Source organism: Streptomyces sp. NPDC049585, from assembly GCF_040675615.1.
In the GTDB taxonomy this organism is placed as follows: Bacteria; Actinomycetota; Actinomycetes; order Streptomycetales; family Streptomycetaceae; genus Streptomyces; species Streptomyces luteosporeus.
In genome coordinates, this window is sequence record NZ_JBFAPE010000014.1 from 121,781 (window position 1) to 146,125 (window position 24,345).

Here is a 24,345-nt window from a genome sequence, read left to right on the forward strand (position 1 = left end):
AGACCCCTGAACGACGAGGGAGACCCCTGAACGACGAGGGAGACATGGACGACGACCGCGCGCTGCGCCCCGCCTTCTGTGCGGCGCTGGCCTGGCTGGACGATGTCATGGCCGCCGAGGGGCGCAGCGACGCACTGCGCGCCGCCGTGCAGGCCGTCCGGGCCGGGACGACGACCGTGCGGCAGGCGATCGCCGGCCTGGGCATCCCGCTGCACGTCCTGACCGGCGCCATCGGAGCAACCCGCGGGGAGGGCGAGGGCGGAGCCCCCGGGCCCGTACCGCACGCCGCCGGCGAGGTGTACGTCTGCCCCGACGGCTGGTGCGGCCTGAAGGACGTCCGGCAACCGGGCGGCCCGCTGCCCGCCGGCGGCCGCTGCTGGCTGCGGAACCGGCCGCTGCGCGTCCTGGACGCGTGAGCCGGTGGCCCCCGTCCTCGACGGTCTCGGCGAGAAACTGGCCGAGAAGTGGGTGTCCGCATCGGCGGCCCCCGGGCTGCTCTTCCTTGCGGCGAGCGCGGCCGCCGCCGTGCTCGGCCACGACCACGCCCTCGACGGCGGCCTGCTGCGCGAACGGGCCGGCCACTGGGCCGCGACGGCGGAGCACCGGCCGGTCGCGGGCCAGGTCGCGGCGGTGGCGGTGGTCGTCCTCGCGTCGGTGGCGGCAGGGGCGTTCGTCCGCATATGCGCCGAAGAAGCGGCCGTACGCCTGTGGACCGGGAACTGGCCGCGCGCGGCCCGCGCCCTCGACCGGCGGCTGACCGCGCGCAGGGCCGGGCGCTGGACATCCCTCCAGAGGGAGATCGACCGCATCCGCCGCGCCACCCCGGCCCACCACCGTCAGGACGCGGACCGCCTGCGCATCGACGAACTCACCGCCCGCCGCGACCTCATCGCCCTCGCCCGGCCGACCAGGCCCACGCACACCGGCGACCGGTTCGCCGCCACCGAGAGCCGCCTGCGCGGCCAGTACGACATCGACCTCGCCGCCTGCTGGCCCGCCTTGTGGCTGGTGCTGCCGGAGGAGACCCGGGCCGAGCTGCGCGCCTCCCGCAGTCGCTTCGACGCCGCCGTCACCGCAACCGTATGGGCCGGCTGCTACGCCGCCCTCGGCTGCGTGTGGTGGCCGGCCGCCGTCGTGGCCGCCGTCACCGCGCCGGTCGCCTGGCGCCGCGGCCGGCGGGCGGCCGCGGCGCACGCGGGCCTGGTCGAGGCCGCCGTCGACGTCCACCTGCGAAGACTGGCCGCCGACGTGGGCCTCGCCGCGCCCCCGGGCACCCCGTGGGAACCCCGCCTGGGCACGGCCCTCAACCGACTCTTCCGCAAAGGGGCGTAGCCCCGCTCGGCGGCGGTGCGACGGCAGGCCGGGGCCTGTCGGGCGGACAGGCAGTGCCCCGTCAGGGGCGCGGGGCAGTGCTGATCTGCGACTGCCGCCGCGTGGGCGCGATCGACCACCGGTGGGCTGCAGCCGAGCACGGCGTTCCGTCTGCGGGTGCGTCGTGGCTTGTCGCGCAGTTCCCCGCGCCCCTTCGGGGCACCGGTACAGGGTCAGGCGTGCGGCGTGGTTAGTGTGGACGCACTTTCGAACACGACGGGGGCGTCGCACATGGCACAAAAACGACGAAGGCTGCGTTCCGGCACGGTGATACTCGGCGGCATGGGCATCCTCGCCACCGCCCTGACCTCCTGCGGCTCCGAACCGGACAAGCGCTGCGTGGACCGCAACAGCTACGAGGCCGGCAAGGGATACCGCGTCCTGGACTCCAAGGCCTGCAAGAGCAGCGGCTCGGGCAGCAGCTCCGGCACCTGGTACTACGGCAGCTCCAACAGCTCCGGCCGCGCCGACAAGGGCACCTTCGACAAGAGCAAGGCCGTCTCCCGCGGCGGCTTCGGCTGCTCCTCGTCCAAGAGCCACTCCGGCTCCAGCGGCGGCTGAACCACCGGACACGTACGACCATGCACCGCCACCGCACCACCCCCCGCCCCGACTGGCAGCGCACCGTCGAGGAGCAGGGCCTCGTCTACCCGCTCACCCGCCACCCCGACGGCACCCTGCGCCCGTACTGGGACGAGAGCGCGTACTACTCCTTCACCCTCCCCGAGATCGAGGACCTCGAAGAGGTCGTCGCCGAACTCCACGCGATGTGCCTGGCCGCGGCCGCCCACATCGTCGAACGCGAGCGCTACGCCGACCTCGGCATCCGCGACGCACGCCTGGCCGCACTCATCGCCGAGTCCTGGCGGCGGCGCGAGGAACTGCCCTCCCTCTACGGCCGCTTCGACCTCCACTACGACGGCCGCGGCGGCCCGGCGAAGATGCTCGAGTACAACGCCGACACGCCCACCTCCCTCGTGGAGGCGGCCGGACCGCAATGGTTCTGGATGGAGGAACGCTTCGCCGGCGTGCCGCACGCCGACCAGTGGAACTCCCTGCACGAACGCCTCGTCGCCGCCTGGCAGCGCCAGGCCGCCCTGCTGCCGCCCGGCGCACCCGTGCACTTCGCCCACTCCATCGGCGACGAGATCGGCGAAGACCTCATGACCGCGGCCTACCTGCGCGAAACGGCCGAACAGGCCGGCCTCGCCACGGAGGCCATTTCCATGGAGGACATCGGCTGGGACGGCCTCTCCGGCCGCTTCGTCGACAAACGCCTGCGCTTCCTGCGGGCCTGCTTCAAGCTCTACCCCTGGGAATGGCTCGTCGACGACGACTTCGGACCACAGGCCCTGGACACGCTCGACAACGGCGGCGGCACGGGATCCACGCTGTGGATCGAGCCGCTGTGGAAGATGCTGCTGTCCAACAAGGCGCTGCTCGCGATCCTGTGGGAGCTCTACCCGGACCACCCCAACCTTCTGCCGGCCTACCTGGACGGTCCCCGCGACCTGGCCCGCACGACCGGGTACGCGGCCAAACCCCTCCTGGGCCGCGAGGGCGCCGGCATCACCCTCCACCCCCCGGGCACCCCGCCCCCGCCCCCGCCGGCGGACCCCTGCTGCTACCAGCAACTGGCCCCGCTCCCGCAGTTCGACGGCAACCATGTCGTCCTCGGCGCCTGGGTCGTCGACGGCGAACCGGCGGGCCTCGGCATCCGCGAGTCGTCGGGCCCCGTCACGGACGGGTACGCCCGGTTCATCCCGCATGTGATCCTCTGAAGCAGCCGGGCGGCGGCCCGGACCTGCGCCTCCCGGCTGCCCTGACCGGCGGATGGTAGGCGGTGGTCCCCGGTCACTGCAGGTGAAGCCGTGCGCTTGCCCCCAACAGGTGAGCGAGGCGGGTGTCCTCGTCGGTCCGGTCCTACGGTTGGAGTGCCGAACACACGGACCGCAGACCGATTCGTCCGGCGGCGACGGTGTGCCCGGCAGCTACGCTGACCGGCAGTGCACCGGCCATCGGCGGCGAGGAGAGCGAAGTCATGGCGAAGACGTTCACCATCCACATGACGGGGGGCACGGTGGAGGTCCCCGCGACGATCCTGGGCATTCGCCAGGCCCTCCCGGAGGAGCTGCGGGAGCAGTTCACCGCGGAGGCCGAGAGCGCCGGCGCCGACGAGCTGAGGATGCTCCTCGCCTCCTGGGCCATGCGCATCCCCACGGAGCACGACGACGAGGAGGAGGCTCTCGTCGCGCGCCTGAAGGCGGGCGACTTCTCCGACGTGGTCTTCGCCGATGACATCGTCGACGAGTACAGGAGCGCTGGTTGAGCACGTACCGAGTGGCCTACACGAACGAGGCCCGGGCGGGGCGGGACGTCATCCCGGCGGAGCGCAAGAAGGCTTTCGACACGGGCATCGCAGCGCTGGCCGGTGATCCCTACGGTTGCGGGTCGGCCGCGGTGCGCGGGGACGCCGATCGGCGGGACGCCTCGATCGGGTCGGTGGCCTTCGTCCGTTACGAAGTGAGCCCCGCCGTCATCACGATCACCGTTCTGCGCGTGATCCCCACCCCCTGACGTGGCCGTCGCCCCGGCCCTCCCGGCCGGGGCGACGCCGTCGCCACGCCTACGCCGCGCTCGCCGCCGGTGTCGTCAGGACCGCCCTCAGTTGGTCCAGGCCCCAGTCCAGGTCCTCCTTCGTGATGACCAGCGGGGGCGCGATGCGGATCGTTGTGCCGTGGGTGTCCTTCACCAGGACGCCGCGTTCCATCAGGCGTTCCGAGATCTCGCGGCCCGTGCCGTGTTCCGGGGCGATGTCGACGCCTGCCCACAGGCCGCGGCCGCGGACGGCGGTGACGGCGCCGGTGCCGGTGAGCAGGGTGAGCTGGTGGTGGAGGTGGTCGCCGAGGTCGGCCGCGCGGGCCTGGTACTCGCCGGTGCGCAGGATGGCGATGACCTCCAGGGCGACCGCGCAGGCCAGTGGGTTGCCGCCGAAGGTGGAGCCGTGTTCGCCGGGGCGGTGGACGCCGAGGACGGCGCGGGAGGAGACGACCGCGGAGACGGGGACGACGCCGCCGCCGAGGGCCTTGCCCAGGACGTACATGTCGGGCACGACGCCCTCGTGCTCGCACGCGAACGTGCGGCCCGTGCGGCCCAGGCCGGATTGGATCTCGTCGGCGATGAAGAGGACGTTGCGCTCGGTGGTGAGCCGGCGGACGCCGGCCAGGTAGCCCGGCGGGGGGACGAGGACGCCGGCCTCGCCCTGGATGGGTTCGAGCAGGACGGCGACCGTGTGCTCGTCGATCGCCGCCTCCATGGCGGCCAGGTCGCCGTAGGGGACGATCTCGAAGCCGGGCGTGTACGGACCGTGGTCGGCGCGGGCCTCGGGGTCGGTGGAGAAGCTGATGATCGTGGTGGTGCGGCCGTGGAAGTTGTTCTCGGCGACGACGATCTTCGCCCGGCCGTCCGGGACGCCCTTGACGCGGTAGCCCCACTTGCGGGCGGTCTTCACGGCGGTCTCGATGGCCTCGGCGCCGGTGTTCATCGGCAGGATCATCTCCATGCCGCACAGCTCGGCCAGCTCCGCGCCGAAGCGCGCGAAGAGGTCGTGGTGGAAGGCCCGCGAGGTGAGCGTGACGCGGTCGAGCTGGCGTTTGGCCGCGTCGACGAGCCGCCGGTTGCCGTGGCCGAAGTTCAGCGCGGAGTAGCCGGCGAGCATGTCGAGGTAGCGGCGCCCCTCGATGTCGGTCATCCACGCGCCCTCGGCGGTGGCGACCACGACCGGCAGGGGGTGGTAGTTGTGGGCGCTGTGTTCCTCGGCGGCGGCGATGTTGCGTTCCGTGGCGGTCGTCAACGTGTGCTCCGTTCCTGTCCGGGGACGGCGGGCGGCGGGCGGGGGCGGCGGCCGGGTCCGGCGGCCGGCAGTGCCGTGTCGGCCATCGTGGCCGGGCGCCGACGCCTTTGTACACCCCTGAACCACCACCGCGGGGGCGCATTGCGACCGCTGACCCTGCGCGGCCCGCGCACCTGAGAGAATGTTGTGCATGGCCCTTGATCGTCCGCGCGCTCTCTCCGGTATCCAGCCCACCGCAGGCTCGTTCCACCTCGGGAACTACCTGGGTGCGGTCCGTCAGTACGTGGCTCTGCAGGAGTCGCACGACGCCTTCTACATGGTCGTCGACCTGCACGCCATCACCGTGCCGCAGGACCCGAAGGAGCTGCGGGCGAACACCCGCGTCGCCGCCGCCCAGCTGCTGGCCGCCGGCCTGGACCCGGAGCGCTGCACCCTCTTCGTCCAGAGCCACGTGCCCGAGCACGCGCAGCTGGCCTGGGTGATGAACTGCCTCACCGGCTTCGGCGAGGCCTCCCGCATGACGCAGTTCAAGGACAAGTCCGCCAAGCAGGGTGCCGACCGCACCACGGTCGGCCTGTTCACGTACCCGATCCTGCAGGTCGCCGACATCCTGCTGTACCAGGCGAACGCGGTGCCGGTCGGCGAGGACCAGCGCCAGCACATCGAGCTGACCCGCGACATCGCCGAGCGCTTCAACGGCCGCTTCGGGCAGACCTTCACCCTGCCGTCGGCGCACATCGTGCGCGAGACCGCGAAGATCTACGACCTGCAGGACCCGACGGCCAAGATGAGCAAGTCGTCGGCCACCCCCAAGGGCCTGATCAACCTGCTCGACGACCCCAAGGTCTCGGCCAAGAAGATCAAGAGCGCGGTCACCGACACCGACACGGTGATCCGCTTCGACGCGGAGAACAAGCCGGGCGTCAGCAACCTGCTGACGATCTACGCCACGCTGACCGGCACCACCGTCGCCGAGCTCGAGCAGAGGTACGAGGGCAAGGGCTACGGCGCGCTGAAGACCGACCTCGCCGACGTCGTGGTGGAGTGGGTCACCCCCTTCCGGGCCCGTACGCAGGAGTACCTGGACGACCCGGAGACGCTGGACGCGGTGCTGGCCAAGGGCGCGGAGAAGGCCCGTGCCGTCGCCGCCGAGACGCTGGCACAGGCCTACGACAGGATGGGCTTCCTGCCGGCGAAGCACTGACGGGCGAAGCACTGACGGGGGGCACGGAAACCGGAGCACTGGCCGGAGCACTGACGGGGAGATCTGGCAGCGGGTGCGGCGCAGCCGCCACACTTGCCACGGGGACGTACAGGCGCACAGGAGGGAGAACGTAGTGGGGACCGTAACGCTCGGCGTTTCGATCGCGGTCCCGGAGCCGTACGGCAGCTTCCTCCAGAAGCGCCGCGAGGGCTTCGGCGACCCGCACGCCCACGGCATCCCCACGCACGTCACCCTGCTGCCGCCGACCGAGGTGGACGCCTCCTTGCTGCCCGCGATCGAGGCGCACCTCGCCGAGGTCGCGGCCGCGGGCCGGCCCTTTCGGATGCGGCTGAGCGGGACGGGCACCTTCCGCCCGCTCTCGCCCGTGGTCTTCGTCAACGTCGTGGAGGGCTCCCCGGAGTGCGCCCGGCTGCAGAAGCAGCTGCGGGACGCCTCCGGTCCGGTGCCGCGGGAGCTGCAGTTCCCGTACCACCCGCACGTCACGGTGGCGCACGGCATCGCCGAGGAGGCCATGGACCGGGCCTTCGAGGAGCTCGCGCACTACGAGGCGGAGTGGACCATCGAGGGCTTCGCGCTGTACGAGCAGGGCGAGGACGGCATCTGGCGCCTGGAGCGCGACTTCCCCTTCGGCCCCTTCGGCACGGACGCGCCGGGCACCTCGGCGGTGCCCGCCGCGGTGCCCCGGCAGGGCAGTACGTCGCCGCTGCCGCGCCCCTTCACGTAAGCCCTTTAAGTAAGCCTTTTACGTAACCGCTTTACGTAGCCGCCGGGTCCGACCGCCGGGTCCATGGGGTAGATGTCGTGCCATGGATTGGCTCACCCGCTTGCCCCTGGTCGGACCCGCCGTCACGCGGGCCATGCGCACGCACGCCTGGCGCGCGTACGAAACACTCGACCGGGTGAAGTGGACGCGGCTCGCCGCGGCCGTCACCTTCACGAGTTTCATCGCCCTCTTCCCCCTGCTGACGCTCGGGGCCGCGGTCGCGGCGGCGCTGCTCAGCGAGGAGCGCACCCACGATCTGGAGAACCGTCTGGCCAAGCAGGTGCCGGGCATCTCCGACAGCCTGAACATCGGCGGTTTCGTCGACAACGCCGGCACCGTCGGCCTGGTCGCGGGCGCCCTGCTGCTGTTCACCGGCATCAGCTGGGTCGGCTCGCTGCGCGAGTGCCTGCGCGTGGTGTGGGGGCTGAAGGAGGACCCGGGCAATCCGGTCCTGCTCAGGCTCAAGGACGCGGGTGTGCTGCTGGGCCTGGGCGCGGTCGTGCTGATGTCGGCCGGCTGCTCGGCGTTCGCCTCGGCCGCCGTCGACTGGGTGGCCGGGCACGCGGGCCTGAAGGGGGCGGGGGTGCTGCTGACCGCCGCCGGGTTCTGCATCGCCGTCCTCGCGGACTTCCTGCTGATGCTGTACGTGCTCTCCCGGCTGCCCGGTGTCCTGCCCCCGCGCCGCCGCCTGGTGGAGGGCGCCCTGATCGGCGCGGTGGGCTTCGAGGTGCTCAAGCTGGTGCTGAGCGGCTATCTGCAGGGGGTGGCCGGCAAGAGCATGTACGGCGCGTTCGGCACCCCGGTCGCGCTGCTGCTGTGGATCAACTTCACGGCGAAGCTGACGCTCTTCTGTGCCGCGTGGACGGCGACGGACACACCCACACCCACGCAGCGCTAGGCCGTGCCCAGCGGTCGCGCAGTTCCCCGCGCCCCTGACGGGGCGCTGCACGATCCGCCGGATACGACGGCGCCCCGTAGGGGCGCGGGGAACTGCGCGATCGGCCACTGACGGCCCGCAGTCGACGCGTTGTCGCGCCCACGCGGCGGCAGCCGCAGATCGAACGCTGCCCCACGCCCCTGACGGGGCGCCCCGTGAGGGGCGCCGCGTCCGCTACTCCTTGGGCGGGCCGGCGTGGGACGGGCCCTTGCGCGCCCGCGCCGGCAGCGGGTGACGCCGGTTGACGACGTACCCGGCCACCGCCAGCACGGCCAGCGCGCCGCCGGTCAGCCCGACGGCCGTCCAGACGCCGTCGCTGCCGCCGCCGGTGACCGCGGCCTGGGCGCCACTGGGGCTCGACGCGCCCGAGCGCCCGGACTTGTCGGCGTCGAACGACCCCGACTTCGGCGGGACGAGCACGCCGACCGGCTTGACGTGGCCGGCCGCCTCGAAGCCCCAGTCGAGCAGCATGCGGGTCTCCTCGTAGACCCGGTTGCGCTCCTTGATGTCCGGGTTCATGACGGTGACCAGCAGCTTCTTGCCGTCGTGCTGGGCAACGCCGGTGAAGGTGTTGCCCGCGTTGGTGGTGGAGCCGTTCTTCACGCCCGCCATGCCCTTGTACAGCGTGACGCCGTCCTGGCCGGTGAGCAGGCGGTTGGTGTTGACGATCTCCTTCGTCCGGCCGGGGTGCTCGTCGTCCGGGAACTGCGCGCGGGCCGTCGAGCAGTACTCCCGGAAGTCCGCCTTCTGCAGCCCCGAACGGGCGAAGAGCGTGAGGTCGTACGCGCTGGAGACCTGGTCGTCGGCGTCGTAGCCGTCGGGCGTGACGACGTGCGTGTCGCGCGCCTGGAGGTCGTCGGCGTGCGCCTGCATGTCCCGGACGGTCTTGGCGACACCGCCGTTCATCGAGGACAGCACGTGCACCGCGTCGTTCCCGGAGCGCAGGAAGACGCCCATCCACATGTCGTGGACGGAGTAGGTCTGGCCCTCCTTCATGCCCACCTGGCTGCTGCCCTCGCCCATGCCCTCGAAGTCGGCCGCGCGCACCTGGTACTTGCGGGTCTTCGGGAACTTCGGCAGCACCGTGTCGGCGAAGAGCATCTTCAGCGTGGAGGCCGGCGGCAGCTGCCAGTGGGCGTTGTGCGCGGCCAGGATCTCGCCGGACTCGGCGTCGGCCACCAGCCAGGACGCCCCGGACAGGTCGCGGGGCAGCGCGGGCGCGCCCGGGCCCAGTTGCACCTGGGTACCGGGCCGGCCCAGCAGATCACCGCCGACCGTGGACATTCTGGCGGGCGGCTGTTTCGGCGGCGGCTTGGCCTTGCCGTCGGTGCGCCCTTCCACGGAGGGGGAGGCGCCCGGGCCCGCGGAGGACGCGGCCGGGCTCGGCACGGGGGACGCGAGGGCGGGGGCGGCGGTCGCCAGGGGGAGCAGCAGGGAGGCGCCGGCCGCCAGCAGGGCCGCGGAGCGGCGTCGCGGCGTCGCGGAGTACCGCGGGGGGTGAGTTGTCGTCGTCGGCACGGACGTGAACGTACCTCCACGCCCGGCGAACCGGGACGGCGCCTCACGGCGGGAGCCCTCCGAGGACCCGATAGGACCAGTGCCGCAGCCGGAACGCATACTGAAACCCATGGTGAAGTCTTCCGGGGATGCCGCCCCGCGAACCCCCGCGCCCGCCCCGGGCCCCGCTGTCCTGACCCGTCCCGTCTCCTGGTTCCTGCTCGCCTTCGGCGTCTGGAGCTGGGTCATCTGGGCCACTTTCATCAAGAATCTCTACAAGGACGGCAGCGGGCTGGCCTTCGACCGATCGGGTGACCCCACCACGTACTTCTGGGTGCACCTGGCTCTGGCGATCACCTCGTTTCTTCTGGGGACGGCTGTCGGCCTCATCGGGTTGCGCGGTGTGCGTGCCTTGCGGCGAACGTCATAGCTCGTACCGCTGTTTCCGGCCGATCACTTGGCCGATTTCCCGGACGCACGCCCGTTCGGCTGTCTACGGTGATGCGCATCACTGGGCGGCAGGGGGAGGCGCAGGGCGATGCGGGGTGTCCGGATGCGAACGGCCGGGGCGTGGCTGGCACTGCTGGCGGCGGGCGCCGGCGGCTGCGGGCTGCTCCCGGGGGACGACGAGGACGACCGTCCCCTGCGCGTCGGCACCACCGACACCGTCAGCGCCCTCGACCCGGCCGGCGCCTACGACGCGGGCTCCTGGGCGCTGTACGGCAACGTCTTCCAGTCCCTGCTCACCTTCACGCCCGGCTCCAACGCCCCTGTGCCCGACGCCGCCCGCAGCTGCGGCTTCCAGGGCGAGGACTTACGCACGTACGCGTGCACGCTGCGGCCCGACCTGAAGTTCGCCAACGGCGACCCGCTGACGGTCAAGGACGTGAAGTTCTCCTTCGACCGCATCGTCCGCATCAATTCCCCGCAGGGCCCCGGCCCGCTCATCGACACCCTGCGGTCCGTGGAGACCAGCGGGGACCGGGTCGTCTTCCGGCTGAAGGTGCCCGACGCCACCTTCCCCTTCAAGATCGCCACGGGGGCGGCGTCCATCGTCGACAGCAGCCGCTACCCCGCCGACCGGCTGCGCACCGGCACCGGCGTCGACGGCTCCGGACCGTACGCGCTCACCTCCTACCGGGCCGGCGAGAGCGCCGACCTCGAACCCAACACGCACTACCGCGGCGCGGTGAAGGAAACCGGCCACCCCGTGACCGTCCGCTACTTCCGCGATCCCGCGGGGCTGAGCCGGGCGTGGCACGACAAGGACCTCGACGTCGTCAGCCGGCAGATGCCGCCCGGTGAGCTCGCCGGCCTCAACCCCTCGGACAGCGGCATCCGCATGAGCGCCAACGCCGCCGCCAACACCCGATTCCTCGTCTTCAACCTCCGCCCCGGCGCACCGGCCAAACCCGTGGCAGTACGGCGGGCGGTGGCCGCCGTCGTCGACCGCCAGGCGCTCGCCCGCGACGTCCACCAGCGCACGGTCGAACCCCTGTACTCCCTCATCCCCCAGGGCCTGACCGGCCACGCCACCTCCTTCTTCGACACCTACCCCGCCCCCGACGCCGAACGGGCGCGCGGCATCCTGCAGGAGGCGGGCATCACCACCCCCGTGCACTTCACCCTCGCCTACTCCCAGGGCGGCGCCACCGACCAGGAGGCCGCCCTCCTCAAGCGCCAGCTGGAGGCCACCGGCCTGTTCCGGGTGGAGACCCGCAAGGCGGAGTGGAAGGACTTCCAGCAGGGCTACGCGCGCGGCGCCTACGACGCGTACTGCGTCAGCTGGGTGGCCGACTTCCCCGACCCCGACACCTTCACCACGCCCCTGGTCGGCACCGACAACGCCCTCCACTCCGGCTACTCCGACCCCCGCGTCGACCAGCTCATCCGCCGCACCCAGCAGAACGACCAGCGCAGCCGCCTGGCGACCGACTTCCGCGCCATCCAGAAGATCGTGGCCGAGGACGTGCCCCTGGTGCCGCTGTGGCAGAAGAAGGACTACGTCCTGAGCACGTCCTCGGTCTCCGGCACGCAGTACGTCTCCGACGGCACGGGCATCTGGCGCCTGTGGCGGCTGGCCCGCATCTGACGCCGCCCCGCCAGGGGCGCCCCTGCGGGGCGCTGTCCTAGTGCGTGTCCGGCGGATCATGCAGTGCCCCGTAAGGGGCGCGGGGAACTGCGCGACAAGCCACGACGTGCCCGCAGATTGCTCGGACTCCCAGCGTGGTACGTCGGCTGCGGGCGGTCGCCGGCTGATCGCGCAGTTCCCCGCGCCCCTACGGGGCGCCGTGGTGGCGCGTGACGAAGATCCGCCGGATACGGCCTAGAGCCCGTGGCGGGTCAGGAAGTCGGTGATCAGCTTCTGCCACTCCTGCGGGCGCTCGGCCGCCGGGACGTGACCGGTGGGCACCTCGGCGTACTCCGCGCCCGGGATGCGGGAGGCCAGGAAGCGCGAGTTGGCGGGGGAGACCAGGGTGTCGTACGCGGTGGCCACGACCAGGGTCGGCACGGTCAGCTGCGCGAGGTCCGCCGTGGTGTCGGTGGACGTGACCACCGCCGCCTGCTCGGCGGCGCCTGCCGGAACGCCCTGGGCGATGGCCTCGTAGAACCCCGGCAGCTCCGCCTGCGGCACGGCGTTGAAGAACTCCTCGCTGCAGCCGCTCAGCGCCACGAACCGCGCGAAGGCATCCAGGTCGCCCTCGGCCAGCAGCTTCTGCCACAGGTCCAGGGAGGCGCGCACCCGGTTGTCGGGGCGGGCCAGACCGGCCGTCAGGACAAGACCCTTCACGCGCTCGGGGTAGCGGGCGGCGATGCGTACGGACACCAGGGTGCCCATCGAGTAGCCCAGCAGCGTGAAGGTCTCCAGGCCCGCCTCGTCGGCCGTGGCCACCAGCGCGTCGGCGAGGCCGTCGGCGCTCAGCGGGACGGAGGCGCGCGGGGTCGCGCCCGAGCCGGGGTAGTCGGGGGCCACCACCGTGTGGTGCTCGGCCAGGGCCGGGATCAGCGGTGCGTAGTTGCCCTCGATGCTGCCGCCCGCGCCGTGCGCGAGGAGGATGCCGGGGCCGGAGCCGTGGACGGTCGTGTGCAGACGCGGGTAGCCCGCGGGAATGTTCGTCATGCCTCGTAGGCTCCCCTTTGACATCAGTGTGAAGGTCAAGTCGTCAGGGGGATCTCATGCGGATAGGGGAACTGTCGCGCCGGACCGGGGTCAGCACGCGCCTGCTGCGCTACTACGAGGAGCAGGGGCTCCTGCAGCCCGAGCGCGACACCAACGGCTACCGCCGCTACCACGCGGACGCCGCCGAGCGCGTCGCGCGCATCCGGGAACTGCTTGCCGCCGGGCTGACCACCGACGTCATCCGCGACCTGATGCCGTGCGCGCAGAGCGGCGGCCTGGTGGGCTGCGCACGCTCCAGCCGGCTGCTCGACGACCAGCTCGCCCGCGTCGAGGACCAGATGGACGAACTGCGCCGCAAGCGGGAGGCGTTGCTGGAGGTGACCGGGGCGATGGAGACGCGCCGCCTGGAGGACGAGGCCCTGCTCGCGGAGGCCCTGAGGTCGGCCTGACCGGGAACGCCCCGCCCCGCGGCGGCCCGCAGGAACGCGCAAGGGCCCGTCGCCACCCGGAAGGAGTGGCGACGGGCCCTCGGCGGAAGGTCCTCGGCGGAGGATCAGAAGCGGCGCGTGATCAGCGCCCGCTTCACCTCCTGGATCGCCTTGGTGACCTCGATGCCACGCGGGCAGGCGTCCGTGCAGTTGAAGGTCGTGCGGCAACGCCACACGCCGTCCTTGTCGTTGAGGATCTCCAGGCGCTGCTCGCCGGCCTCGTCACGCGAGTCGAAGATGAAGCGGTGCGCGTTGACGATCGCCGCCGGGCCGAAGTACTGGCCGTCGTTCCAGAACACCGGGCACGAGGAGGTGCACGCGGCGCACAGGATGCACTTGGTGGTGTCGTCGAAGCGCTCGCGGTCCTCGGCGGACTGCAGGCGCTCGCGCGTCGGCTCGTTGCCCTTGGTGATCAGGAAGGGCATGACATCGCGGTAGGCCTGGAAGAAGGGCTCCATGTCGACCACGAGGTCCTTCAGGACCGTCAGGCCCTTGATGGGCTCGACCGTGATCGGCTTGGCCGGGTTGATGTCCTTGATCAGCGTCTTGCACGCCAGGCGGTTCTTGCCGTTGATCCGCATGGCGTCGGAGCCGCAGATGCCGTGCGCGCAGGAGCGGCGGAAGGTGAGCGAGCCGTCCAGGTCCCACTTGATCTTGTGGAGACCGTCGAGCACGCGCTCCTTGGGGTCGATCTCCACCTGGAAGTCCTGCCAGGTGGCCTCGTCGGAGACCTCCGGGTTGAACCGGCGGATCCGGAAGGTGACCGTGATGTAGGGCGAGACCTGGGCCTCGGCGCCGGCCTCGGCCTTGTCGAGAGTCGCGGTGCTCATCAGTACTTACGCTCCATCGGCTGGTAGCGGGTCTGCACGACCGGCTTGTAGTCGAGGCGGATCGACTCCTTGCCGCTCGCGTCCACCTCGCGGTACGCCATGGTGTGGCGCATGAAGTTGACGTCGTCGCGGTTGGGGTAGTCCTCGCGGTAGTGACCGCCGCGGGACTCCTTGCGCGCGAGCGCGGACACGGCCATCACCTCGGCCAGGTCGAGCAGGTTGCCCAGCTCGATGGCCTCCAGCAGGTCGGTGTTGAAGCGCTTGCCCTTGTCCTGGATGGCGACGTTCTTGTAGCGCTCGCGCAGCTCGGCGATCTTCTCGACGGCCGTCTTGATGGTCTGCTCGGTGCGGAAGACCATGACGTTGGCGTCCATGGTCTCCTGCAGCTCCTTGCGCAGGTCCGCGACGCGCTCGGTGCCCGTGGAGTTGCGCAGGCGCTCGACCTGCTCGACGACGAGGGAGGCCGGGTCCTCCGGCAGCTCGACGAAGTCGGCCTTCTGGCTGTACTCCGCGGCGGCGATGCCGGCGCGGCGGCCGAAGACGTTGATGTCGAGCAGCGAGTTGGTGCCCAGGCGGTTGGCGCCGTGCACGGACACGCAGGCGACCTCGCCGGCGGCGTACAGACCGGGGACGACGGTGTCGTTGTCGGCCAGCACCTCGCCCTCGACGTTGGTCGGGATGCCGCCCATGGCGTAGTGCGCGGTCGGCTGGATCGGGATCGGGTCCGTGTAGGGCTCGATACCGAGGTAGGTGCGCGCGAACTCGGTGATGTCCGGCAGCTTGGCGTCCAACTGCTCCGGCGGCAGGTGGGTGAGGTCCAGGTAGACGTGGTCGCCCTCGGGACCGCAGCCGCGGCCCTCGCGGATCTCGGTGTAGATCGAGCGGGAGACGACGTCACGGGACGCGAGGTCCTTCATGACCGGCGCGTACTTCTCCATGAAGCGCTCGCCGTCCTTGTTGCGGAGGATGCCGCCCTCACCACGGGCGCCCTCCGTCAGCAGGATGCCCATGCGCCAGATGCCCGTCGGGTGGAACTGGAAGAACTCCATGTCCTCCAGCGGCAGGCCGCGGCGCCACACGGCGGCCTGGCCGTCACCCGTGAGGGTGTGCGCGTTGGAGGTCACCTTGAAGAATTTGCCGCAGCCGCCGGAGGCGTAGATCACGGCCTTCGCCTGGAAGACGTGGATCTCGCCGGTGGCCAGCTCGTACGCGACGACACCGGCCGACTTCCTGACGCCGTCGACCTCGGTGATCAGCTGGTCCAGGACGTAGAACTCGTTGAAGAACTCCACGCCCTCCTTGACGCAGTTCTGGTACAGCGTCTGGAGGATCATGTGGCCGGTGCGGTCGGCCGCGTAGCAGGAGCGGCGGACCGGGGCCTCGCCGTGGTTGCGGCTGTGACCGCCGAAGCGGCGCTGGTCGATGGTGCCGTCCGGGGTGCGGTTGAACGGCAGGCCCATCTTCTCCAGGTCGAGGACCGCGTCGATGGCCTCCTTCGCCAGGATCTCGGCGGCGTCCTGGTCGACCAGGTAGTCACCGCCCTTGACCGTGTCGAAGGTGTGCCACTCCCAGTTGTCCTCCTCGACGTTCGCGAGGGCGGCGGCCATGCCGCCCTGGGCGGCGCCGGTGTGGGAGCGGGTCGGGTAGAGCTTGGTGAGCACCGCCGTGCGGCTGCGCTTGGTCGACTCGATGGCCGCGCGCATGCCGGCGCCACCGGCGCCGACGATGACGGTGTCGTACTTGTGGATCTTCATGGTCGCGTCAGCCCCGGGCTCTAGCGGATGTTCGGGTCGAAGGTGAAGATCACCAGCGTGCCCAGCAGGACGGTGAACACCGTGGCGGTGTACAGCAGCATCTTCAGCCAGAAGCGGGTCGTGTCCCGCTCCGCGTAGTCGTTGATGACCGTGCGCAGGCCGTTCGCACCGTGCAGCATCGCGAGCCACAGCATGATCAGGTCCCAGGCCTGCCAGAACGGCGAGGCCCAGCGACCGGCGACGAAGGCGAAGCCGACCTTGGTCACGCCGCCGTCCAGCACGAGCTGGATCAGCAGGTGGCCGAGGACCAGGACGACCAGGAGGATGCCGGACAGGCGCATGAAGAGCCAGCCGTACATCTCGAAGTTGGTGCGGGTCGCCTTGGGCGTCTTCTTGGTGCGCTTGCGGGGCGCCTCGATGACCGGAGCCGGGTTGTCGGCGGAGTAGGCCGACACCTCGCTCACGGCCGCGGCGGGGGTGGTTTCAGCGGACATCTCGCGTCTCAGCTCCCGAACAGCGTGCGCAGCGTGTGCTGGAGCACGGGGTAGAAGGCGCCTGCCATCAGCACGACCCAGACACCGACGACGGTCCACAGCATCTGCTTCTGGTACCGCGGGCCCTTGGACCAGAAGTCCACCGCGATGACGCGGAGGCCGTTCAGTGCGTGGAAAAGGATGGCGGCCACCAGGCCGTACTCCATCACGTTGACGATGGGCGTCTTGTACGTGGCGACGACGTCGTCGTAGGCCTCGGGGGAGACGCGAACGAGAGCGGTGTCAAGGACGTGAACGAACAGGAAGAAGAAAATGAGGACGCCGGTGACTCGGTGAGCCACCCAGGACCACATGCCTTCCCGGCCGCGGTACAGCGTTCCAGCCGGCACGGAAAACCCTCCGGGAGCGGGATTGGGGCCTGCCGGCTTCACTGTCGGTCGGGCCCGGCCGGGTACGGTCCACCGGCCCTGGCCATCGTAGCGACGCCTTGTCGGTTCGGTCCCCCGGGGTGGCGGAGGTGTGATCAAACAGGCACGTACGGCCTAGGACGCCCGGGAACCGGGGAGTGGGCCCCGGGGCGGCTTGTCCGGTGCATCCCGGCGTGTCCGGAGGGGAACGGCGGACAGATGGGAAGAAAAGCCATATCTTCCTCTTGAAGGCACCAATGGGGAGGTTCACTCCATGGGCTCCGCTGGTTCCAAGGAACGTCCCGTCAGGATGACGCGGGCGTCCGCCGTCCGGGGGACGGTGGCCACCCTCGGCCTGCTCGCCACGATGACCCTGATGGGCTGCCCCGGCAAGGGGGCCGTCCACCCCTCCGGCAGCGACGACGCCCGCTCGCCCCAGGGCGGCAGCGCCTCCGCCCCGGCCTCCACCGCCTCCACCGGCGGCGCGGCCGCCGCGGAACCCGCCCCCGTCCCCGCCGCGGCGCCCGCCACCGTGCCGGCCGTACGCCAGTACGACCGGCGCGACGGGCCCGGCTGGCGGCCCGCCCGCGGCGCCCGCGTCGTCGCCGACCCGAACGGCCCCGCCGCCGACGAGGCCCGCCTCCTCGCCGGCGACCTCGGCCTCCCCTTCGACCGGGGCCCCGCCCGCGCCGGCGACGTCGAGCTCCTGCCCAGGGTCGGACAGGCCGGCGGACCCGAGGCGTACGAGCTCACCACCGAAGGCCGCAAGGTCACCATCACCTCGGCCGGCGACACCGGCCTCTTCTACGGCACCCGCACCGTCGTCCAGGCCGTCCGCACCGGCGGCGGACTCCCCGAAGGCGTCATCAAGGACGCCCCCGACCGCCCCCAGCGCGGCCTGAACCTCGACATCGCCCGCAAGCACTTCCCCGCCGACTGGATCGAGGCCCGGCTCCGCGAAATGGCCGACCTCAAGCTCAACCAGCTCGGCCTGCACTTCTCCGACGACCAGGGCTTCCGCATCGAAAGCTCCAGCCACCCCGAGATCGTCTCCCAGCAGCACCTCACCAAGGCCGAAGTACGGCGCATCGTCACGCTCGCCGGATCGCTGCACATCACGGTCGTCCCCGAGATCGACTCGCCCGGGCACCTCGGGGCGGTCATCGCCGCCCACCCCGGGCTGCAGCTGCGCGACGCGACGGGCGCGGTCGCGCGCGGAGCCGTCGACATCTCCAACCCCGAATCCGCCCGCATCGTCGACGACCTCCTGCGGGAGTACGCGCCGCTCTTCCCCGGGCGGTGGTTCCACCTCGGCGCCGACGAATACCGGGCCCTCATGGCCCGCGACCCCCAGGCCTCCTACCCCGGCCTCGCCGACGCCGCCCGCCGGAAGTACGGGCCGCGGGCCAGGGTGCAGGACCTCGCCACCGGATGGCTCAACGACCGGGCCGCCGTCGTGCGCTCCCTGGGCCGCACGCCCAAGGCATGGAACGACGGCTTTTTCCCCGACGGAGTCGTCGTGCCCGACAAATCCATCGAAGTCGAGTACTGGACGGGCAAGGAGAACGGGGCGCGGAACCCGCAGGACTACCTGAACGAGGGACGGACGCTGGTCAATCTGAACGACGAGTTCCTCTACTACGTGCTCGGCGAGCCCAACGACTTCCGGTACCCGACCGGGGAGCGGATCTACGGCGGGTGGGGGCCGGCGGTCCTGCGCGGGACGGCGGCCGCGTCGGCGGCGGGACCGGACCGGGTCCTCGGCGGACGGCTGGCCGTGTGGTGCGATCGGGCGGCGGCGCAGACGCCCAAACAGGTGGCGGCGGGCATCCACGTGCCGCTGGCCGCGGTGGCCCAGCGCGTCTGGGACCCGCGACCGCCGACGCGGCCGTGGCCGGACTTCCGCTCCTTGGCGGAACGCGTCCGCCGCTAGGCGCCCCATAGGGGCGCGGGGAACTGCGCGACAAGCCACGACGTGCCCGCAGGTGGGGGCCGTGCTTCGGCTGCAGGCCGTCGGTGGCCGATCGCGCAGTTCCCCGCGCCCCTACGGGGCGCCGGGGTGGGGGAAGGCCCGCCGCAGGCGATACCGCTGTGACGGGCGGGGCGTGCGGGGCGCTGTATCTGCCGGAGGCACTCCGCACTCCGACAGAAGGGACGCAGTCCATGGGTTTCTGGGGGCACTTATTAGTCGGCCGTGGCGGGGACCGGGCCCTGGCCGCTCGACCGGTCCTCGCCACGGGGCGTGACCACCTCGTCCCGGCCGCCGCGTTCGCCGACGGCTGGCAGATGTGGTGCCGCATGGCGCCCGAGCCGCTGCGTCCGGCCGTGGAGGACGCCGTGGCCTCCGTCGACGACCTCGTGCGGGCCCTCGCCGACGACACCGGTGCTCCCGCGCTGGCGGCCGGTGTGCTGGCAGGTGACTGTGCCGTGGTCTTCGGTGCCGTGCCCGCCGGCACGCCGTGGGCGGCCTGTCTGGGCCGGGTGGCCCTGGCGCGGCACCTGGCCGGCACCGGGCTCGGGCCCGACGACATCTTTCCGGCTCCGCGCACGGCCGCGGCGCACTGCGCGGCCTGGGCCGCCGCGGCCGGGCGGGTGACGGATGCCGGCGCGCTGGCGCGGGTGCTGGCCGCCGATCCGGGGCCGGACGTGGTGGGCCTGTTCCGCGAACTCCTCGCCGGCCTCGGCATGGTGGAGGAGGCGCTGCCCGCGTGCGCGGTGGCGGGACGGGGACGGCCGAAGCCGCCACCCCCCACAGGAGAGGCTCCGGCCGCCGTCCGCTGCGAACCCTGGTGAGGCCCGCACTACCTACAGCGCCGGGGGACGAAATTTCATCACAGTGGGGGACAGACAAGCTCAGGCGCGTAGTATCACCCGCTCATGGCACTACCCCTGGGAGTCCTCACCGATGTATCCGTGCGGTCACTGCCGCGCCACTGCCGTGGGTCCTGACGGCCGGTGCGCCGCCTGCGGCGCGTACCAGCAGCAGGCGCCCGCCCCCTACCCGTACCCGGGGATGCCCGGCATGCCCGGCATGCCGCGGGTCGGCGGGATCGACCTGCGCCGGGGGCTGCGCATCGCGCTGACCGTGCTGCTGTCGGCCATGATGCTGGTGCTGCTGTTCGACATCGCGGCGGCCGGCAAGGAACGCAGCGCGTGCGAGAAGCTGCTGCGGACGGGGTCGCTCGACGAGGCCGGCCGGCAGGCGCTGGAGGACGCCGACGCCTTCGCCACCGGTGTCGGGGTCGTCCACTTCGTGCTGTTCGCGGCCACCGCGGCGGTGTGGGCCGTGTGGTTCCGCCGGATGCGGGTCAATGCCGAGATCTTCGCGCCCGGTACGCACCGCTTCGGCACCGGCTGGGCGGCGGGCGCGTGGTTCACGCCCGTGGTCAACCTGTGGTTCCCCAAGCAGATCGCCAACGACCTCTACCGGGCCAGCTCCCCGGCCGGCCCCCAGGCCGCGCCCAGGACGCTGCTGAACTGGTGGTGGGTGCTGTGGGTGACGTCGTTCGGCATCGACGCGGTGAGCACGGTGTTCGACCGGGCCGCCACGGTCAAGCTCCGCGGCCTCGACTACGGCGACTGGCGCGACGGCGTCGAGCTGATGAAGACCTCGCTCGTCCTGGACGCCTTCTCCTCCCTGCTGCTGCTCGCCGCCGCGCCGCTGGCGATCCTCGTCGTGCGGCAGCTGACGCGGATGCAGGAGCAGCGGGCGCTGGTGCACCCCCCGACCCCTTCCCCCTACGGACCGTACGGCGCCGGTCCGGCGGCCTCCTGAATCGCAGGCACGACCCGTGGTGCAGGATGTGACCGTGCAGGGGGACGACGCTGAGCTGACCGCCGCCGTGCGTGCGGCGCAGAGCGGGGACGAGACGGCATTCCGTACGGTCTACCGGACCGTGCACCCCCGGCTGCTCGGATATGTGCGCACCCTCGTCGGCGACGCCGACGCGGAGGACGTGGCGTCGGAGACCTGGCTGCAGATAGCCCGTGACCTGGAACGCTTCACCGGCGACGCCGACCGCTTCCGCGGCTGGGCCGCCCGCATAGCCCGCAACAGGGCGCTGGACCACATACGGATGCGCGGCCGGCGCCCCCTCATCGGCGGCGACGAGAGCGAACTGGCCGGCCGCGCCGGCGACGCGGACACCGCCGGGGAGGCGCTGGAGGCCCTCGGCACCGGGCGTACCCTCGCCCTCATCGCCCAGCTGCCGCAGGACCAGGCCGAGGCCGTGGTGCTGCGCGTGGTCGTCGGCCTCGACGCCAAGAGTGCCGCCGGGGTGCTGGGCAAGCGGCCGGGGGCGGTGCGCACCGCCGCGCACCGCGGGCTGCGGCGACTGGCCGAGATGGTGACGGCGGGGGCGGGCGCCGGCGGAGCAAATGCTTCCGCGGGTGTGACGCAATTGCGCATGCGGACGCAGAAGGACATGTGATGGCGGACGACCACCGGTACGAGCAGGGCTGGCTGGATGACGACGCCGTGGAGCGACTGCTGCGCGGCGAACCCCTCTCCGGCACCGCACCCGCCGACGCCCGGGCCACCGCCGACCAGCTGACCGCGGCCCTGCGCGCCCTGACGCAACCGGCCGGTCCGGCGGGCACGGCGGCACGCGCCGCGGGCGCCCCGCTGCCCGGCGAGGAGGCGGCCCTGGCCGCCTTCCGCGAGGCCCGCGCCGCCCGCTCCGCGGCGGAGAGCGGGGTGGACCTCGCGGCCCGGGCCACGGTCGCCTCCGGCGCCGCCCGGCGGCGCACGCCGTTCGCCGTCGTGCGGGCGTTCCTCGACCGGCCCACCAAGGCGCTCGCGCTGGCCCTCGCCGGGTGCGCGGTCGGCGGGGTGGCCGTCGCGGCCGGGGCCGGGGTGCTGCCCGGGCCCTTCGGGCGGTCGGACGGCGAGCCGGCGCCCGCCGCCAGCGTGACCGTCGCCGACGGCGGCGGCCCGCGCACCACCGCGCCCGCCACCCCCGGTCCCTCGCACGGCGCAACGCCCGGTCCGCGTCCCGGGCACGGCCCGGAGGCCTCCGGCACCCCGGGCCACGGCACGGGCAGGACCGGCGGGCCGAGCATCGAGCCGGGCCCCGACGGGCCCTCGCCCAGCCGGCGCGGTGACGGCAAGCCCGGCAAGGGCGGCGAGGACACCGACGAGGGCACCACCGGCGACGTCACCGGCAGCGCCCGCGCCACGGTCGCCAAGCTGTGCCGGGACTTCCTGGCCGACGGCAAGCGCACCGGCCGGGGCAAGGGCGTCGACGAGGACGGCGTGCGCGCCCTGGAGCGCAGCGCGGGCGGCGGCACCGGCGCCGTGCGCGCGTACTGCGAGCGCCTGCTCGCCGGGCTCGACGCCGGCACCTCCGGCAGCGGCTCGGGCCTGGACGACCTGCTGCGCGGCGGCGCTCCGCGCACCCGCAGCCTCCCCCGTCCGGGCGTCTCCCCGTCGGTCGTCGCACAGGGTGTGACACTTTCGGGCACCACGACGCTGTAGGAAATGAGCCGACTGGTCATCGGCTGCGCAGGAGCCGGAGTTCCCCCCATGCAAAGCCGGCTCCACGCGCCCTGAGGCGCGGGCGGGGCTCTTCCCCCGGTCCTGCCCGCGCCCCCCTCGCACGCCCGGTTTGGTCACCGGTGCGTGGCGGCCCGGACCGGGCCCGCGCGGCCGCTACAGTCCAAGCGGAGGCCCGGGCCCGGGGCCGGCCGAAGCCCCGGAACGCAAACGCCCGGACGCTGCCTCCGAGGGAGAGCGGGAGGCGTGCACCATGACGACCCGAGCGCGATCGACCGAGTCCGGGCTGCCCGTCCGGTCCGTCTACGGCCCCGAGGCCCTCGCCGGCTGGGACCCCGCCGACCGGCTCGGCGCCCCCGGCGCGTACCCGTACACCCGCGGCATCCACCCGGACATGTACACCGGCCGGCCCTGGACCATGCGCCAGTACGCCGGCTTCGGCACGGCCGCCGAGTCCAACGCCCGCTACCGGCAGCTCATCGCCGCCGGCGGGCACGGGCTGTCGGTCGCCTTCGACCTGCCGACGCAGATGGGGTACGACTCCGACGCCCCGCAGGCGGCGGGCGAGGTCGGCAAGGTGGGCGTCGCCGTCGACTCGATCGAGGACATGCGAGAGCTCTTCGACGGCATCCCGCTGGACGAGGTCTCCACGTCCATGACCATCAACGCCCCGGCGGCCCTGTTGCTGCTGCTCTACCAGCTGGTGGCCGAGGAACAGGGCGTGCCCGGCGAGCGGCTGACCGGCACCGTGCAGAACGACGTGCTCAAGGAGTACATCGCCCGCGGCACCTACATCTTCCCGCCCCAGCCCTCCCTGCGGCTGACCGCCGACATCTTCGCCTACTGCCGCTCCGAGCTGCCGCGCTGGAACACCATCTCCGTCTCCGGCTACCACATGGCCGAGGCCGGCGCCTCGCCCGTGCAGGAGGTCGCCTTCACCCTCGCCGACGCCGTCGCCTACGTCCGCACCGCCGTCGCCGCCGGCATGCACGTCGACGACTTCGCGCCCAGGATCTCCTTCTTCTTCGTGGCACGCACCACACTGCTGGAGGAGGTCGCCAAGTTCCGCGCGGCCCGGCGCATCTGGGCCCGGATCATGCGCGACGAGTTCGGCGCCCACGACCCCAAGTCGCAGATGCTGCGCTTCCACACCCAGACCGCGGGCGTACAGCTGACCGCGCAACAGCCCGAGGTCAACCTCGCCCGCGTCACCGTCCAGGCACTGGCCGCCGTGCTCGGCGGCACCCAGTCACTGCACACCAACTCCTACGACGAGGCCATCGCCCTGCCCACGGAGAAGGCGGCCCGGCTCGCGCTGCGCACCCAGCAGGTCCTGGCGTACGAGACGGACGTGCCCGCCACCGTCGACCCCTTCGCGGGCTCCTACGCCGTCGAGACCCTCACCGACGAACTCGAATTCGCGGCCCTGGAGTTGATGGACGAGGTCGAGGGCCGCGGCGGCGCCGTGGCCGCCATCGAACAGGGCTTCCAGAAGGACGAGATCGAACGCAACGCCTACCGCATCGCCCAGGAGACCGACCGCGGCGAGCGGATCGTCGTCGGCGTCAACCGCTTCCGCCTCGACGAGGAGGAACCGTACGAGCCGTTGCGCGTCGACCCCGCCATCGAGGCCCGCCAGCGCGAACGGCTCGCCCGGCTGCGGGCCGGCCGCGACGCCACGGCCGTCGAACGGACCCTCACCGACCTGCGCACGGCCGCCGCCGGCACACAGAACGTCCTCCCCCCGATGAAGGAGGCCCTGCGGGCGCGGGCGACGGTGGGGGAGGTGTGCGGGGCCCTGCGCGAGGTGTGGGGCTTCCACACGCCCTCCGGCATGCACTGACGTGGGAGACACTGGTGGAATGTCCTCCCCGCGCCGCAGCTGTCCCGTCTGTGCCCGAGAGATCGCCGTCGTCGGCGGCCGCTACGCCCGCCACGACCCGCCGGGCCGCCGCGTGGCCACCTACGAGCTGATCTCCTGCCCGGGCTCGCGCCGCTCGGCCCCCCTGCTCGCGACGGAGCCCCGGCTGTTCGACCCGGAGGAGCCACCGATGGAGGGCCAGCAGCAGCTGTTCTAGCGGCAGCCGCTGCGGGCCCCGCGCCCCTGACGG

General features: G+C 72.4%; 26 protein-coding genes. 19 read left to right on the forward strand and 7 right to left on the reverse strand.

The genetic code is table 11. From position 1 onward, the window contains the following. Positions 1-44: 44 nt before the first annotated feature. The 6 genes from AB0K17_RS17055 (at position 45) to AB0K17_RS17080 (ending at position 3,948) form a co-directional block, all read left to right on the forward strand. Positions 45-416, forward strand: a complete 372-nt coding sequence (locus AB0K17_RS17055) for a hypothetical protein (RefSeq protein WP_365983378.1) — start codon at positions 45-47, stop codon at positions 414-416. A gap of 4 nt (positions 417-420) precedes the next feature. Next, the gene (locus AB0K17_RS17060) at positions 421-1,332 is read left to right on the forward strand and encodes a hypothetical protein (protein ID WP_365983379.1); all 912 of its coding nucleotides are present in this window, start codon (positions 421-423) and stop codon (positions 1,330-1,332) included. 270 nt (positions 1,333-1,602) lie between these two features. Then, positions 1,603-1,932, forward strand: a complete 330-nt coding sequence (locus AB0K17_RS17065) for a hypothetical protein (RefSeq protein WP_365966990.1) — start codon at positions 1,603-1,605, stop codon at positions 1,930-1,932. A 20-nt stretch (positions 1,933-1,952) separates the two neighbouring features. Continuing rightward, positions 1,953-3,152: a glutathionylspermidine synthase family protein gene (locus AB0K17_RS17070; RefSeq protein ID WP_365983380.1), complete on the forward strand. Its 1,200-nt coding sequence runs from the start codon at positions 1,953-1,955 to the stop codon at positions 3,150-3,152. 260 nt (positions 3,153-3,412) lie between these two features. Next, the gene (locus tag AB0K17_RS17075) at positions 3,413-3,700 is read left to right on the forward strand and encodes a hypothetical protein (protein ID WP_365983381.1); all 288 of its coding nucleotides are present in this window, start codon (positions 3,413-3,415) and stop codon (positions 3,698-3,700) included. Then, the gene (locus tag AB0K17_RS17080) at positions 3,697-3,948 is read left to right on the forward strand and encodes a hypothetical protein (RefSeq protein ID WP_365983382.1); all 252 of its coding nucleotides are present in this window, start codon (positions 3,697-3,699) and stop codon (positions 3,946-3,948) included. The genes AB0K17_RS17075 and AB0K17_RS17080 overlap by 4 nt, the downstream gene beginning before the upstream one ends. Before the next feature lie 49 nt (positions 3,949-3,997). Here AB0K17_RS17080 and rocD read toward each other — a convergent pair whose 3' ends face one another. Further along, positions 3,998-5,224: an ornithine--oxo-acid transaminase gene (gene rocD, locus AB0K17_RS17085; protein WP_365983383.1), complete on the reverse strand. Its 1,227-nt coding sequence runs from the start codon at positions 5,222-5,224 to the stop codon at positions 3,998-4,000. 190 nt (positions 5,225-5,414) lie between these two features. Here rocD and trpS point away from each other — a divergent pair, with 190 nt between their 5' ends. From trpS to AB0K17_RS17100, 3 genes are all read left to right on the forward strand, one after another. After that, a complete protein-coding gene (gene trpS, locus AB0K17_RS17090; protein WP_365966986.1) occupies positions 5,415-6,428 on the forward strand; it encodes a tryptophan--tRNA ligase in 1,014 nt (337 codons plus the stop codon). A gap of 133 nt (positions 6,429-6,561) precedes the next feature. Continuing rightward, positions 6,562-7,173, forward strand: coding sequence for a 2'-5' RNA ligase family protein (locus tag AB0K17_RS17095; RefSeq protein WP_365983384.1), 612 nt, complete (start codon positions 6,562-6,564; stop codon positions 7,171-7,173). Positions 7,174-7,255: 82 nt separating this feature from the next. Further along, positions 7,256-8,110, forward strand: a complete 855-nt coding sequence (locus tag AB0K17_RS17100; RefSeq protein WP_365983385.1) for a YihY/virulence factor BrkB family protein — start codon at positions 7,256-7,258, stop codon at positions 8,108-8,110. A 213-nt stretch (positions 8,111-8,323) separates the two neighbouring features. Here AB0K17_RS17100 and AB0K17_RS17105 read toward each other — a convergent pair whose 3' ends face one another. After that, entirely contained in the window at positions 8,324-9,895 is a 1,572-nt protein-coding gene (locus AB0K17_RS17105) for a D-alanyl-D-alanine carboxypeptidase (protein ID WP_365983386.1), read from the reverse strand. On the opposite strand from AB0K17_RS17105, the gene AB0K17_RS17110 reads away from it, so the two are divergent. Both AB0K17_RS17110 and AB0K17_RS17115 read left to right on the forward strand, forming a co-directional pair. Then, on the forward strand, positions 9,777-10,076 hold the full coding sequence (locus AB0K17_RS17110; protein ID WP_365966982.1) for a hypothetical protein: 300 nt from the start codon (positions 9,777-9,779) through the stop codon (positions 10,074-10,076). The two genes, AB0K17_RS17105 and AB0K17_RS17110, sit on opposite strands and share 119 nt — an antisense overlap. Before the next feature lie 123 nt (positions 10,077-10,199). Then, positions 10,200-11,738, forward strand: coding sequence for an ABC transporter substrate-binding protein (locus AB0K17_RS17115; protein ID WP_365983387.1), 1,539 nt, complete (start codon positions 10,200-10,202; stop codon positions 11,736-11,738). Between the two features lie 234 nt (positions 11,739-11,972). Here AB0K17_RS17115 and AB0K17_RS17120 read toward each other — a convergent pair whose 3' ends face one another. After that, complete coding sequence (locus tag AB0K17_RS17120) at positions 11,973-12,767, reverse strand: alpha/beta hydrolase (protein ID WP_365966980.1); 795 nt, start codon at positions 12,765-12,767, stop codon at positions 11,973-11,975. Between the two features lie 56 nt (positions 12,768-12,823). On the opposite strand from AB0K17_RS17120, the gene AB0K17_RS17125 reads away from it, so the two are divergent. Next, positions 12,824-13,216 carry a MerR family transcriptional regulator gene (locus AB0K17_RS17125; RefSeq protein ID WP_365983388.1) on the forward strand — a complete coding sequence of 131 codons (393 nt, stop codon included), beginning with the start codon at positions 12,824-12,826 and terminating at the stop codon, positions 13,214-13,216. A gap of 104 nt (positions 13,217-13,320) precedes the next feature. On the opposite strand, the gene AB0K17_RS17130 is transcribed toward AB0K17_RS17125, so the two are convergent. Genes AB0K17_RS17130 through sdhC form a run of 4 tightly spaced genes read right to left on the reverse strand, consistent with a single transcriptional unit; the run spans position 13,321 to position 16,722 of the window. Continuing rightward, a complete protein-coding gene (locus AB0K17_RS17130; protein ID WP_365966978.1) occupies positions 13,321-14,085 on the reverse strand; it encodes a succinate dehydrogenase iron-sulfur subunit in 765 nt (254 codons plus the stop codon). Further along, positions 14,085-15,839, reverse strand: a complete 1,755-nt coding sequence (gene sdhA / locus AB0K17_RS17135; RefSeq protein WP_365966977.1) for a succinate dehydrogenase flavoprotein subunit — start codon at positions 15,837-15,839, stop codon at positions 14,085-14,087. The genes AB0K17_RS17130 and sdhA overlap by 1 nt, the downstream gene beginning before the upstream one ends. Positions 15,840-15,859: 20 nt before the next feature. After that, the gene (locus AB0K17_RS17140) at positions 15,860-16,333 is read right to left on the reverse strand and encodes a succinate dehydrogenase hydrophobic membrane anchor subunit (RefSeq protein ID WP_365966976.1); all 474 of its coding nucleotides are present in this window, start codon (positions 16,331-16,333) and stop codon (positions 15,860-15,862) included. An 8-nt stretch (positions 16,334-16,341) separates the two neighbouring features. Then, positions 16,342-16,722 (reverse strand): succinate dehydrogenase, cytochrome b556 subunit, encoded by a 381-nt coding sequence (sdhC, locus tag AB0K17_RS17145; protein WP_344432777.1) that lies wholly within the window; start codon positions 16,720-16,722, stop codon positions 16,342-16,344. A gap of 328 nt (positions 16,723-17,050) precedes the next feature. Here sdhC and AB0K17_RS17150 point away from each other — a divergent pair, with 328 nt between their 5' ends. The 7 genes from AB0K17_RS17150 (at position 17,051) to AB0K17_RS17180 (ending at position 24,312) form a co-directional block, all read left to right on the forward strand. Further along, positions 17,051-18,673 (forward strand): glycoside hydrolase family 20 protein, encoded by a 1,623-nt coding sequence (locus tag AB0K17_RS17150; RefSeq protein ID WP_365983389.1) that lies wholly within the window; start codon positions 17,051-17,053, stop codon positions 18,671-18,673. A gap of 230 nt (positions 18,674-18,903) precedes the next feature. Further along, complete coding sequence (locus AB0K17_RS17155) at positions 18,904-19,533, forward strand: hypothetical protein (protein WP_365966974.1); 630 nt, start codon at positions 18,904-18,906, stop codon at positions 19,531-19,533. Positions 19,534-19,678: 145 nt separating this feature from the next. Further along, a complete protein-coding gene (locus AB0K17_RS17160; protein WP_365983390.1) occupies positions 19,679-20,515 on the forward strand; it encodes a DUF4328 domain-containing protein in 837 nt (278 codons plus the stop codon). Between the two features lie 34 nt (positions 20,516-20,549). After that, positions 20,550-21,170, forward strand: a complete 621-nt coding sequence (locus AB0K17_RS17165; RefSeq protein ID WP_344432885.1) for an RNA polymerase sigma factor — start codon at positions 20,550-20,552, stop codon at positions 21,168-21,170. Then, positions 21,170-22,216 (forward strand): hypothetical protein, encoded by a 1,047-nt coding sequence (locus AB0K17_RS17170; RefSeq protein ID WP_365983391.1) that lies wholly within the window; start codon positions 21,170-21,172, stop codon positions 22,214-22,216. Before AB0K17_RS17165 ends, AB0K17_RS17170 begins: the two co-directional genes overlap by 1 nt. Positions 22,217-22,487: 271 nt before the next feature. Then, a complete protein-coding gene (locus AB0K17_RS17175; RefSeq protein ID WP_365983392.1) occupies positions 22,488-24,077 on the forward strand; it encodes a methylmalonyl-CoA mutase family protein in 1,590 nt (529 codons plus the stop codon). A gap of 19 nt (positions 24,078-24,096) precedes the next feature. Continuing rightward, positions 24,097-24,312: a hypothetical protein gene (locus AB0K17_RS17180; protein ID WP_365966969.1), complete on the forward strand. Its 216-nt coding sequence runs from the start codon at positions 24,097-24,099 to the stop codon at positions 24,310-24,312. Positions 24,313-24,345 lie beyond the last annotated feature (33 nt).